A 13186-nucleotide genomic window follows, 5' to 3' on the forward strand; every position below is an offset into this window, starting at 1 on the left:
CACGACCACGATTCCAAGGGAGGAATTGGCATGTCGGTTGACACCCCGAACGCCGAAGGGCTGGCGTACAAGAAGGGACTGCAGAAGAGCGTGGTCGCCGGATCGATCGGCGTACTCGTCCACTGGTTCGATTGGGCGGTCTATGCCTATATGGCCACGACGATCGCCGCGATCTTCTTCCCCGAGGAGGACAGCACCGCAGGACTCCTCGCCACCTTCGCGGTCTTCGCCGTCTCGTTCCTGGTCCGTCCGATCGGTGCAATCATCTTCGGGCGCCTCGGCGACAAGCTCGGGCGCAAACACACTCTGTCGCTGGTCATCCTCGCCATGGCGCTGTCGACGCTCGCACTCGGAGTGCTGCCGACCTACGGAACCATCGGCGTGCTCGCTCCGATCCTGCTCATCGTCACCCGCATCGTGCAGGGCCTGGCTGCCGGCGGCGAGTTCGGCAGTGCCGCGGCGTTCCTCGGTGAGTTCTCACCCCCGAAGCGCCGAGGCTTCGGATGCAGCTGGCTCGAGGTGGGCTCCCTGGCCGGATTCCTCTTGGCCTCCTTCGTCGTCTTCCTCCTCAACCAGGCACTGACGCCTGACCAGGTGAGCGCCTGGGGCTGGAGGATCCCGTTCCTCATCACAGTGCCCTTGGGCTTCATCGGCCTCTACATCCGCCGGAAGATCGAGGACACCCCGGAGTTCTCGGCCCTGCAGAAGATGGAGACCGTCGCCGAGGCGCCCCTGCGCGAGGTGTTCAAACGCAACCCCAAGCAGTTCCTCCAGACCTGCGGGATGGAGACGTTCATGAACGTCACCTTCTACGTCGTCCTCGTCTACCTGCTCACCTACCAGGAGACAGCGGTCGGCATCGACCCCGGTCGCGCCGCGCTGCTGTCGACCCTCGCCTCGGCGTTGGGACTCGTCATCGTCCCCTTGGCCGGGATGGCCTCGGACAGGTTCGGCCGCAAGCCGGTGCTCATGACCGCGGCGATCGCACTCACGGTGCTCTCGGTTCCGCTGTTCCTCCTCATGGGGGCCGATTACCCGTGGGCCTCGTTCGTCTCGACCTTCGGCCTGGCCTTCATCCTCGCGATCATCCTCGGTACGCATGCCGCCACCGTGGTCGAGCTCTTCCCGACACGGACCAGGCAGACCGGCCTGTCGATCGCCTACGCGCTGACGGCCGCACTCTTCGCCGGCACGGCCCCCTACATCCTCACGTGGCTCATCGACTCCACCGGCAGCACGCTAAGTCCCGGATGGTTCCTCGCAGTGGTCGGCGTCATCGGCATCATCACCGTCGCCTCCCTTCCGGAGACCCGCGGCATCGACCTGCTCAAGGCCGACGACCTCGAGGACGCTTCGGATCCTGGAGCGTCACTGACCGCGGCGGCAGACCGAGCCGCGCCGGCGAACTCCCGTCCGCTCAACGACCACTGATCACCCAGATCCGCCACTCATCTAAGGAGATCTCCTATGACCGCCACCCTGCCGGAAACAGGCACTCGACCGAGCACACTTGCTGACTGGCGTGCTGTCGCGGCGGCACTGACCATCGACGGGCGGCCCGTCATCAACGGCCGCCGGGTCGACGCCCGGTCGGGTCTGACGCATCCGAAGACCAATCCCGCCACCGGCGAGGTGATCTCTCACCTTCACCTTGCCGATGGCAGTGATGTCGGCGCTGCGGTGGCGAGCGCTCGCGCCGCATTCGACGCAGGCACTTGGTCGCGTGCTTCGGTCACGCATAGACGTGAAGTCCTGTTGCGTCTTGCCGAACTCATCGAAGCACGCTCGGATGAGTTCGCGCTGCTGGACACCCTCGACATGGGCAAGCCGATCAGCGAGTCGTCGACGATCGATGCTCCGGGTGCGGCCGCTCTCTTTCGTTTCTACGGGGAGGCGATCGAGAAGCTCAGCGATGAGATCCCGGTGACTCCGGCCGGTTCCACAGCTTTGGTCACGCGCGAGCCCTTGGGCGTCGTCGGGGTCATCGTGCCGTGGAACTATCCTCTCGAGATCGCGACGTGGAAGATCGCACCGGCATTGGCTGCGGGCAATGCCCTCGTCGTCAAGCCGCCGGTCGAGGCTTCGCACTCGATCCTGCTCCTCGCCGAACTCGCTGTGGAAGCCGGCGTTCCTGCCGGTATCCTCAATGTCGTCCCGGGTCGAGGTTCGGTCGTCGGTGAGGCGCTCGGTCGGCACATGGATGTCGACATGCTCGGCTTCACCGGGTCCACCGAGGTGGCCAAACAGCTTCAGGTCTATGCCGGCGAATCGAATATGAAACGTTTGGCGCTCGAGGCCGGCGGTAAGAGTGCGAACGTCATCTTCGCCGATACCGAGGACCTCGGTGCGGCGGCAGAGAAGGCGGCGGTCGGGATCTTCTACAACCAGGGAGAGGTCTGCTCGGCCACCTCGCGGATCTTCGTCGAACGGGACGTCTATAAGGAGTTCCTCGACCTGTTCGCGGCCGCAGCCGATTCGTACCAGCCCGGTGATCCGCTCGACCCTGCTACGGCCATCGGTTCGCTGGTTTCGGAAAGGCATGCCGACGAGGTGTGGGACTGCATTGAGCAGGCTCGTGCCGACGGGACGATCGTCAAGGGCGGCAACCGGCCGAACATCAACGGAATGAAGACGTTCGTCGATCCGACCATCGTCACCGACCTGCCAGCTGATCATCGCCTGCATGAGCATGAGGTATTCGGGCCGGTCGCACTCGTCACTCCCTTCGACAGCGAAGAGGAAGCGATCGCAAAGGCGAATGAGACCCCCTATGGCCTTGCTGCAGCGCTGTGGACCGGAAGCATGTCACGTGCGCACCGAGTGTCCTCCTTGCTGACAGCGGGCACAGTCTCGGTCAACACTGTCGACGCCCTCGGCTTCACGACACCCTTCGGCGGATTCAAACAGTCCGGGTTCGGCCGCGACCTGTCCATCCATGCCCTTGAGAACTACACAGACTTCAAGACGACCTGGCTGCAGTGGGGTTGATGCATCCTCGCTGCTGCGCGGCACACCGGCACTGAGGTACATTCTCGGCGCGGTGAATCGGCAACTGCCCCAGCACGGGGTAGTACCGGTTCACCGCGCCATTGTCGTCTCCACCAGCCTGCACCCGGTCAGCACCTCGGCGTTGGCGGCGATGAGCCGAAAGATGGCGTCGGCGTCGAGCGGTGTTCCGCCCATGAAGTGCAGTCCGTAGGCGTCTTCGAGGGCCACGAGGTTGCTCGCCGCTGTCTCCACGGGAAGCGTCATCGTGAAGGCTCCGGAATCGACACCCTCGGTGAGCACCGCGGCGTAGAGAGAGACCTCAAGCCGGTAGAGCTCGGCCATGAGACCAGCGTGGAAACGGTCTCTGAACGCATGGGTGTGCAGCTCATTGAGCACTTGAAAGTCGACGTCGTCGCGGGAGCGCGGGATGCCGCTGCGGATGATCCTGGCCAGCTTGGTTGCCGGCTGCTCACCTGCGATCCCCTGCTCGCGCCGGTTCCAATAGAAGCGCGATACCGCGTCCTCATGCACCTCGCGCACCAGATCGCCGAGGTCGGGATAGTAATAGGCCACCGAGCCGGCCCCAACCTCGGAGTGCGCGGCCACATCGATGGTGCGCAGACCATTGAGTCCGCGCTCTGCGATCGCCTTCTTCGCCGCCTGCACCAGCTGTGCCCGACGGCCCTCCTGATTCTTCGGTCTCGCCATAGGCCCATTATCTCCTGAAGTGATGCAGGCAAACGCGGATCGATATGGCCGCACCTCTGTCAATCGGCGACCGTCCGTGCAATTCTTTACGGTGTAACTCAAAGAACTCTATCGGACGCCCACTCACAAGGAGGTGGATGGTGTCTTCCCTCGAACGCACAACCGTGTACGCCGATGAACAGAAGCAGCATCTGAAGAAGACGCTCGGCCGATTCGACATCGTGCTCATCGTCATGTCGGCGGTCTTGAGCATCGAAGTCCTCGCTGAGACCGCGGGATTCGGAGCGGAGACCTTCACCTGGACTCTCGTCCTCGCGATCTTCTTCCTCGTTCCCTACGCCCTCGTCTTCGCCGAGACCGGCAGCACCTTCGTCGGCGAAGGCGGAGCCTACATCTGGGTCCGACAGGCCTTCGGACGCCCCGCGGGCGCGATCGCCTCGATACTGAGTTGGGTCACTCAGCCGGTGTGGGTCGGCGGTTCGATGGCCTTTCTCGCCACCGGCACCTGGAACCAATTCATCAGCCCGCTCGAAGCGGGATCGATCGGCGACTGGATCTTCAAGATCGTCTTCATCTGGATCACGGTGATTGCGGCGATCCTGTCACTGGCCAAGGCGAAGTGGCTGCCCACCCTCGGCGGCGTGCTCAAGGTCGTCTTCATCGCCTTCTTCCTCTTCACCACGGTCATCTATGCCACCCAGCACGGCGTCCAGCCTCTTCACCTCGCGGACTTCAGCCCCAGCCTCGGCGGCTTCCTCGGGCTGGTGCCGCTCCTGCTCTTCTCGTACCTCGGATTCGAGGCCTCGAACAGCGCCTCGGACGAGATGAAGAACCCCAAGAAGGACATCCCCGTCGCAATCGCACGTTCCGGCTTCATCTCCGCGCTCTGCTATCTTCTACCGGTCCTCGCCATGTTGCTCGTGCTGCCGAGCGAGACGATCACCGGCATCGGCGGGCTGCTCGACGCCGTACAGACGGTGTTCACCGTCTATGGTCCCGCGGCCGAGGTCATGGTAGTGCTGGCTGCACTGATGTTCGTCATCGTCCTCGCCTCGCAGGGTGCCGCCTGGATGATCATGAGCGACCGGATGCAGGCACTGACTGCCGCCGACGGCGCCTTCTTCGGCGGGTTCTTCGGCAAGATCTCCCGGACTCTCGGCACTCCGGTCAACGTCAACCTGCTTTCGGGCACTGTGGCGACCGTCTTCCTCATCGCGGCCATGCAGCTCAGCGGGGATGCCGGTGCACTGTTCGGGGTCGTCCTCTCGATCTCCATCTCGACGTTCTTGCTCAGCTACTTGCTCATCATTCCCGCGGCCATCAAGTTGCGCTGGAAGCATCCCGGCATCGAACGCCCCTTCCGGGTGCCCGTCGGCAATGTCGGGTTCACCATCCTCGGCGGCATCGCCTTCCTCTGGATCCTGCTCGGCTCCTGGGTCGCGATCTTCCCCGGCACGCTCGATCGGCTCTTCGGGCAGGAGTACAACTTCCTCGACGAATGGGGCGTCGCACAGGGCGCATTCACTGCGCTCACTCTCGGCACCCTCGGTGCCCTCGCCGCGCTGGCTCTCATCGGATACGTCCGCGGACACCGGGTCCGCGTCTTCCGTCCTACCCCGGCCGATCCTCAGGATCTGCTTGACGACCTCGACCCCGCTCTCGACAGTAAACTCGATTCACAGAAAGGCATGTGAAGACTCATGACTGCAACGACAGCGACTGCCGCCAGTAGTGCGACCACCCATCCTCTCGAGCGCCTCACCGGCGAGGAGATCGAGCTCAACCGAGCGATCATCGTCGACGCCGGCCACGTGACCGAGCAGACCCTCTTCGCCCTCGTCAGCCTCGTCGAGCCCGACAAGCGGGATGTGATTTCCGGTGCGACCGGGCTCGACCGCCGAGTGCGCTCCCTCCTCATCGAACGCGGCAGCGGCGAGCAGACGGAACTGCTCGTTTCCCTGACCGACCGCAGAATCCTCCTCGCACGTGTGCTCGATGTCGCCGCCGAGGGTCAGGCTCCGATCACAATGACGGAGTACGAAGCCGCCGAGCAGATGATTCGCAACGATGCCACCTGGCGCGCTGCCGCCGAAGCACGGGGAATCACCGACATCGAGACCGTGCGCATCTGCGCACTCTCGGCCGGATGCTTCGACATTCCAGGAGAAGAAGGGCGCCGCCTCGTCCGCGGTTCGTCGTTCATCCAGTCGGATCCGCAGGACAATGCGTGGGCGCATCCGCTCGAAGGCCTTGTTGCCTACCTCGATCTCAACTCCGGGGAGGTCGTCGAGGTCGTCGATACCGAGGTCGTGCCCGTCCCGCAGGAGCGGTTCGACTATCACCTCGATTCCTGGCTTCCCGAACCGCGGACCACGCAGAAGCCGATCGAGATCACTCAGCCCGAGGGTGCGAGCTTCACTCTCGACGGTGATGTGCTCGACTGGGAGAAATGGCAAGTGCGACTGGGATTCGATCCGGTCGAGGGATTGGTGCTGCACCAGATCAGCTTCGACGACAAGGGTCAGCGCCGTCCGATCGTCTACCGCGCCTCGGTGGCGGAGATGGTCGTCCCCTACGGCGATCCCAGCCCCGTGCGTTTCTGGCAGAACTATTTCGATGCGGGTGAATACTCGATGGGCAAGAGCGCGAACTCGCTCGAGCTCGGGTGCGACTGCCTCGGCGAAATCCACTACTCCGATGCTGTCCTCGCCGACGATCAAGGGCATGCGCATACGATCAAGAACGCCATCTGCATCCATGAGGAAGACGCCGGCATCCTGTTCAAGCACACCGATGAGTTCACCGGAGCCGTCGACGTGCGCCGCAACCGCCGCCTCGTCATCTCCTTCTTCATCACGGTCGGCAACTACGACTACGGCTTCTACTGGTACCTCTACCTCGACGGCACCATCGAGCTCGAGTGCAAGGCGACCGGAATCGTCTACACCGCGGCCTACGGAGATGAGTCCCAGCGGCAACGCTGGTCCTCGCCATTAGGCAACGAGGGCCTCGGGATGCCGTTCCACCAGCACATGTTCTGTGCCCGGCTCGACATGCAGGTCGATGGCATCGCCAACGCCGTCGACGAGCAGGAAGCCGTGCGCGTGCCCTTCGGTGACGACAACCCCTACGGCAATGCCTTCACCAAGAAACTCACTCGACTCACCGCAGAGGGCGGACGCACCGCCGACGGCGAGGCCGGTCGGGTCTGGCACATCGTCAATCCGGAGAAGCAGAATCGTCACGGGTTCCCGGTCGGCTATGAGCTGCGTGTGCCCGATGAACCGACGATGATGGCTGCCGAAGGTTCGTCGATTTCGAAGCGGGCGGGTTTCGGGTCGAAACACATGTGGCTCACGCACTTCGACGCGGACGAGCGATTCCCCTCGGGGACCTATCCCAATCAGAACCCGGGCAATGGGACGATCACGCAATGGGTCGAGCAGCAGCGCCCCGTCGACGGCGATGACATCGTCGTGTGGGCGGCGTTCGCAATGACGCACTTCCCCCGCCCCGAGGATTGGCCGATCATGCCGGTCGACCGCCTCGGCTTCGTGATGAAGCCCTATGGCTTCTTCGATGAGAATCCCGCACTCGACGTGCCGCGTCCGAAATCGGCGCACTGCGGCACCGAGCCCGGCGGCCACTCCTGCGAGTGTGACTGACAGGATACGACGATGAGCAGCCTTGCCTCTCTCCTGATGGTCGCCTCGGGAGCCCTGTGCCTGATCGGGGCCATCGCCGCGAGGAGGAAGCCGGCCGTGGTCGCCGCGACCGTGATGGTCGTCGCGATGGTCGACTTGGCCTATACCGCCCTAGTTCCACCTGTGGTCTGGTCGGGGGTACTGCTCATCGTCGGGCTCTGTCTGACCGTGTTCCTTCGGACACAGTCAAGAGTTCCCGCGCCGAGGCAGTCCCCCGCACTCGTAATGAGTGGCCCGGGCGGCCCACCGGAGACCGAGGAGGACGATTGTGCGCCGTCCGCCAGCACTACCTCTGACCGGTTCTGGTCACGGGTGCCTCACCTGGGGCCGTCGGCGGCGGTCCTGTGCGCCATGGCCTATCCGGTGATGGCGTGGCAGGTCCTCAATCACGGTGCGCACGTGGGTGGATCGACACATTCCGGCGGCCACGGCGGGCACCATGCCGGAGACATGTCCCTCATCAGCACATTTCTCACGGTCGCCGTCGTCGCCCTCGCCGCGTGCTTGGTGGTCTGCGCCATCCACGACATCGCCCGAAAGCGCCCGCTCGTCTCCCTCGACTGTTGGGGAATGGCCGCGATGATCGTGGTGATGCAGTTCCTACACTGAGCCGGATTCATCATCGCCGGGCGAAGTAGAGATCCGAATGCGCCGCACAGCGTGGATTGAAAGCGGCGGCGCATTCGGGGCAGGAGTCTGAAGCCTTATAGGTTTCGATACTCAGTTCGCTCCAGCACGCACCGCAAAGGATGGCTTTCTGATCCCAGCGGTCGCGCGGCCATTGCTCGGCCGGGTGATCGGTGGTCTCGGAGTGGCAGAGGTGGCACGGATAGTAACGGTCGCAGCAGGCGAAGCGGATGGCGATGATGTCGAGTTCGGTCGAGTAGTGGACGCACCGAGTGTGCTCGTCGACGGTCTTGCCGAAGACCTCGGGAGACGCTGTCATCGCTCACCTATCTGCTCTCGTGCGCTAGCTGTCGGGCCGACCCCGACGTACCTCCAAGCCTAGCGGCGGCGGTTAGCGGGCCTCCAGCTGCGGTTCAGCCTGCGATCGAGGATTGTCCGCGTAAAGTGGGGACCCCAAGCCGATGAGGAATCCCCATGCCGCAGCCAGAAGATTTCGTCCGCCCCTTCGCCGAGGTGGCCCTGAGCAACATCACCCGTGACTATCCGTACGCCGCCCATCATCTGGCGCGGAGTCTGGCCGACATCGTGCCCGCAGCCGAGAAGACTCCTGCCTTCGCGAATTCCTTCGACTGGCACTCGAGCGTGCACATGCACTACCTGCTCGCGTCATTGCTGGAGACCAAGGAGGGACGAAATTCGAGCTGGACCGATGAGGCTCTGGAGATCCTGACCGAGCATCTGAGCGAGGCGAACATGCTCGCCGAGGCGGCTTTCCTCCGAGACAACCCTTCGTGGGAGCGGCCCTACGGCTGGGCATGGGCGGTTGAACTAAACCGCGTACTCAACGACAGTGGTGTAGCTGAGCTGAGAGAGCTGGGGCGGAACACGCAAATTCTGTCGGATACCGTCTTCGACCTCGTGTCCGCGTGGTTGCCGAAGGTCGCTGAGCCGGTTCGCCATGGGGTGCACTCGAACACGGCGTTCGGGCTGCGCCGGATCCTCATTGGCGCTCGTGCCCAGGAGCGTCATGATGTCGTCGATGTCGTTGCCGGTGCGGCTCGTCGCTTCTTCGCCGAGGATGCTGCATGGAACTTCCGTCAGGAGCGCAGCGGTCACGACTTCCTCTCCCCTGGCTTGTGCGAAGCGGACCTCATGGCCGAGGTGCTTACCGAGGATGAATTGGCGACGTGGTTACCCGCATTCCTATCTGAGCTCGACCCGGAGTCGCCGGCGCTCACGCCAGACAAGGTCCTCGACCCGACGGACGGTCAGCAGAGTCATCTTTACGGGCTGGGACTTGCGGTTGCAGCGTCGGTAATGCGATTGGCACCGAAACTCGTGGTTATTGCGGAGAAGCATGGTGACGGCGAGCTCGCCACCCATCCCCGGGGCATGCTCACCCGCGTCGAAGCACTGATGGCACCAGGCCTCGAGGCAGCGGTGTCTGACGAGTACATGTCATCCCACTGGGTTGCCACGTTTACTTGGGAGGCACTACTCGCCACTACCAACATCGACGATTAATCGGTGGCCCTAGTTCATAGCTACTTGAACTGGCCCTGTTTTCAAAACAACGTGGAACCAGGGTCATCACCGTATTCGTTCTCGACCGGTGACTGCTGATGGCTGAGGTCAACCCTTGGCGCGGACTCTTTGTCACGGTGGTGTTTCTCGATCGCTGGACCCTTAGTCAGATAGTCATATAGAGCGGCGTCGATTGAGGACTCAAAATTGAGATCCATAGTGACAACGTCAAGGCTCGTGCCATTGTCGCCTGGCATCTTCGTTTGGACCGGGTTCGACGACGTGGCTCTGCCCAAGTAGTAAAAGTCCGTTCCCTCGGCGTCGTCTTTCTTGGCAAAGAGATGAAGTTCGAAGGAGTTCGACACGATGCGTCGAACGTCCGGACTCTGGAGCGTTTTCCGGCTCTTGCTGAACCAGTGGAGAGTGTTTTCGTTAATGAACGTGTCTCCGTATGAAGTACTCGCTGAGATGTCGTCTCCCTTGTGATAGGTGACGAAGATCGGGCAGGTGTTCGTATGGAGGTCAAACTTGTAGCCGAACATTGTGCCTTGTTGATTGTCTCTCCAGTTGAGTAGTCGGCAGACATCCTTACGCGAGTACATTTTTCCCAGCTCCATCGACTGGTTCCACTGGTAGCGATGGCGTGAAAGATAGAGCCCTGTCTCCACCAGATCACGCACGTGCTCTTTGAACTCGGCTGATCGCGCAAGCTGGCTGCTGAACCAATCTGCCAATGCAACCCGATCAGAAGTCCAGACGACAAGCGGCTTGCCGTACTTTGTTCGCTCAGAGGCAGTAAAGAACTCCATGGTGAAAATTCGTTGCAGAGACTCCACGATCAACTCGCCAGTCTCGACACCAGCCTGTCGAAGGAGTTCAATGCACTCGAGTTCAGTCTGTGGCGGCTGATTGTCGAGCAACCTATCCAGGATCAAGAGTTCGTGTGGCCTTTTACCGTTGAGGATTTCCGCGCTGAGAAAAGTGAGTGCCTTGCTCTGAATGTCGGTTGGACCCCATTCGACAGCTCTGAACGAATGCAAGAGGTTCCAGTAGTTTCCGCGTGCGCCGGCGATGACAACAGGGTCGACGACGTCGAATCGAGCGAAGTCGATCAGTCGTGGCGGGCGCCCGAGCCTCGAGTGCATGTCTCTGAACGTCTTCTTGAGGTTCTTCATACTGTCGAGTTTCGTCGAGGCAATGGATTGGAAGATCCTCTCCTTCGCAACCGCATCGAAATTGATGCTCGAAAGGCCTGAAACTGCTCCTACATCTTGTGCCTCGATCATCTTCTTGCGGATAGAGTCCTTGTTCAGGCTGCTGTCTCCGAAAAGGGCAATCGGGACAAGGAAGTTATTCGTATAGTTGCCAATGAAATCGATAACAATGAGGTGACTCTTCCCTGCCGCTTTCCGCAGTCCGCGCCCAAGCTGCTGCGTGAAGATGATGCTGGATTGTGTCTGGCGCAGCATGACGACCTGATTCACTGTTCGGATATCGATGCCCTCGTTGAATACATCGACGGTGATGATGTAGTCGAGCTCTCCATTCTCTAGCTGCGCGACCACTCGCTCACGGACTTCAACGGAGTCCTCGCCCGTGAGTGCTCGAGTGCGGAGCTGTTGACCGTGTACCTTGCGTTGGTTGAGGAGCAGTGAAAGCTCCCGTGCTTCGTCTTTACGACTACAGAACATAAGACCTTTGACTGGATCTCCAACATGCCCATATCGTTCAATCGCTTTGATGAGATGAGCTACTCGTTCTGGCGCCACGAGAGTACTTAGCTGGCTTGCGTCACTGATCACTTCGCCGCCCATCTCGAAATCAGTCACGCCGTAGTAATGGAACGGGGCGAGCATGTCCTCCTCAAGCGCCTTCTGCAGGCGGATCTCGTAGGGCACGTTGTAGTCGAACAAACTGTAGACGTTGAAATCGTCAGATCGTTCTGGCGTTGCGGTGATTCCGAGCATGAAGTCTGGCTCGAAATATTGGATGATGTTCTGATGCATCCGCGCCCCCGCGCGATGAACCTCGTCGATGAGTATGTAGTCGAAGTAGTCTCGGGGGATCTGCTCGAGCTTGGCAAGAGAGCCTAGAGACTGGACCGTAGCGAACACGATCCGCCGGTCGAGCTCCCTCTTCACTCCTACAAACTTGCCAACTTCCCAAGAGTCGAGATTGAGGACTTTAGTGAATTCCTCGATTGCACGGTCGAGTATTTGCTCCCGGTGCACGACGAAGAGCACTCGCTGCGGATTTGCCGCTTTCACATCCAACGCAGCAAGAATGGTTTTTCCCGTGCCAGTTGCCGACACCACTAGCGCTTTGTCTTCACCAGCAGCCCGCACCTTCTCGATCTCTGCGAGCGCCTCGGCTTGCATGGCATTGGCGACAATTTGCGAACTGGCGCCTGCCGTTGGGATTTGAACACCTTCGAACGGCTCACGCGAACTCGGCGGAACATAGTTCGCTTCGTATTCGCGGATCCAGTCTTCAGTGAGCAATGTAGACGACTCAAGTTGGGTATCGATTGCGGCTGATAGTTGGTGCACGATGTCGCCATCGGGGAGTGCCGAAAATCGGAGGTTCCATTCGTGGTTCCGTTTGAGCGCACGAGAGGTGAGGTTGGAACTACCTACAATCGCTGTGGTGCTGGCTTCTTGCTCGAAGATGAATCCCTTGGGGTGGAAGCCCCTCGAGTCATCTTCGTATACGTAAACTGCAATTCCGAGATCGCTGAGGTTCATCAACTCTCGGAAAGACTCTGGTGAGTTGAACCCCAGGTAGGTGGAAGTGATGATTCGGCCGTGCCCTGGAAACTCAATGAGCGGCTGCTTTAGCGATGCGATCGCATCTGAACTGACAAATGCAACGGAGAATGTGAAGTTCTTAGAGCGCCTCAGTTCCTCGAGGATGGTCTTATGCATTGTGTTGGCCTCGAAGTTTGAAACCAACGTCGGGTTGAAGAGCTTTTCAGAGGGAGAAGTTCGATCAAGGAACCCAAATGCTGTGTCTTGCTGAACGTGCTCTGGAACTGTCGCCACGCCTACTCCTCGGTCATTGAGAAATCGTGCACCACCTTTTCAACAGCAGGTATATCAGCTGGGGCCCATTCCACCGAATTGAGAGCGGTTGCCTCGATCCATCGAATCTCAGAATGTTCGGTCAGTCGTGGATCGCCGTCAACCAGCCTCGAGTAGAAGGTAGTCAGCGTCACGAAGCCGAAATCGTACTCGTATCTAGTCGAAGCGACTTCATCGCCGATTTCTGCTGTGCACATCAACTCTTCCTGGAGCTCACGAACGAGCGCCTCACGTGGGGTCTCTCCGGCCTCTATCTTGCCTCCGGGAAACTCCCACATTCCTGGCAGAGACATCGTTGCGCTTCTCTGCGCTGCTAAGACATTTGAACCGTCGACGATGATGGCACCCACGACGTTGATTTCCTTCTTCATGGTTCCCTTCTTCCTTCTCCCAAGGTGCTTCCCACCCTACCGACTTGGTGAGTCTTCCTAGTGTCGCGTTTCTGAAGTTGGTTTAGGTTTCGCTTTCTCCAGCACCTGCTCGGGTGTCTTCGTCCACACGAAGGGGTGTTTGCGTTTGTTCCACCCGTCGATGAACTCCCGGATCTTCTTGTTC

The 13186-nt window shown here is 60.8% G+C and carries 10 protein-coding genes; 6 read left to right on the plus strand and 4 right to left on the minus strand.

The window, feature by feature from the left end:
• Positions 1 to 30: 30 nt before the first annotated feature.
• Complete coding sequence (locus EB835_RS13600) at positions 31 to 1431, plus strand: MFS transporter (RefSeq protein ID WP_135809997.1); 1401 nt, start codon at positions 31 to 33, stop codon at positions 1429 to 1431.
• A 36-nt stretch (positions 1432 to 1467) separates the two neighbouring features.
• Positions 1468 to 2988, plus strand: coding sequence for an aldehyde dehydrogenase family protein (locus tag EB835_RS13605; RefSeq protein ID WP_135809998.1), 1521 nt, complete (start codon positions 1468 to 1470; stop codon positions 2986 to 2988).
• Between the two features lie 90 nt (positions 2989 to 3078).
• Here the strand turns inward: EB835_RS13605 and EB835_RS13610 are convergent, their stop codons facing one another.
• Complete coding sequence (locus EB835_RS13610; protein WP_135809999.1) at positions 3079 to 3696, minus strand: TetR/AcrR family transcriptional regulator; 618 nt, start codon at positions 3694 to 3696, stop codon at positions 3079 to 3081.
• Positions 3697 to 3833: 137 nt separating this feature from the next.
• Here EB835_RS13610 and EB835_RS13615 point away from each other — a divergent pair, with 137 nt between their 5' ends.
• The 3 genes from EB835_RS13615 to EB835_RS13625 are packed head-to-tail and all read left to right on the plus strand — an operon-like array spanning position 3834 to position 8009.
• A complete protein-coding gene (locus EB835_RS13615; protein ID WP_135810000.1) occupies positions 3834 to 5390 on the plus strand; it encodes an APC family permease in 1557 nt (518 codons plus the stop codon).
• A gap of 6 nt (positions 5391 to 5396) precedes the next feature.
• The gene (locus tag EB835_RS13620; protein ID WP_135810001.1) at positions 5397 to 7361 is read left to right on the plus strand and encodes a primary-amine oxidase; all 1965 of its coding nucleotides are present in this window, start codon (positions 5397 to 5399) and stop codon (positions 7359 to 7361) included.
• Between the two features lie 12 nt (positions 7362 to 7373).
• Positions 7374 to 8009, plus strand: coding sequence for a hypothetical protein (locus tag EB835_RS13625; protein WP_135810002.1), 636 nt, complete (start codon positions 7374 to 7376; stop codon positions 8007 to 8009).
• 10 nt (positions 8010 to 8019) lie between these two features.
• Here the strand turns inward: EB835_RS13625 and EB835_RS13630 are convergent, their stop codons facing one another.
• Positions 8020 to 8346: a CHY zinc finger protein gene (locus tag EB835_RS13630; protein WP_135810003.1), complete on the minus strand. Its 327-nt coding sequence runs from the start codon at positions 8344 to 8346 to the stop codon at positions 8020 to 8022.
• A gap of 194 nt (positions 8347 to 8540) precedes the next feature.
• Between EB835_RS13630 and EB835_RS13635 the strand changes: the two genes are divergently transcribed.
• Positions 8541 to 9551: a DUF2891 family protein gene (locus tag EB835_RS13635; RefSeq protein WP_240688743.1), complete on the plus strand. Its 1011-nt coding sequence runs from the start codon at positions 8541 to 8543 to the stop codon at positions 9549 to 9551.
• Between the two features lie 41 nt (positions 9552 to 9592).
• On the opposite strand, the gene EB835_RS13640 is transcribed toward EB835_RS13635, so the two are convergent.
• Positions 9593 to 12592, minus strand: coding sequence for a DEAD/DEAH box helicase (locus EB835_RS13640; RefSeq protein WP_135810005.1), 3000 nt, complete (start codon positions 12590 to 12592; stop codon positions 9593 to 9595).
• Positions 12593 to 12594: 2 nt separating this feature from the next.
• Complete coding sequence (locus tag EB835_RS13645; RefSeq protein WP_135810006.1) at positions 12595 to 13002, minus strand: (deoxy)nucleoside triphosphate pyrophosphohydrolase; 408 nt, start codon at positions 13000 to 13002, stop codon at positions 12595 to 12597.
• Positions 13003 to 13186 lie beyond the last annotated feature (184 nt).

This window comes from Brevibacterium sp. S22, assembly GCF_004745485.1.
In the GTDB taxonomy this organism is placed as follows: domain Bacteria; phylum Actinomycetota; class Actinomycetes; order Actinomycetales; family Brevibacteriaceae; genus Brevibacterium.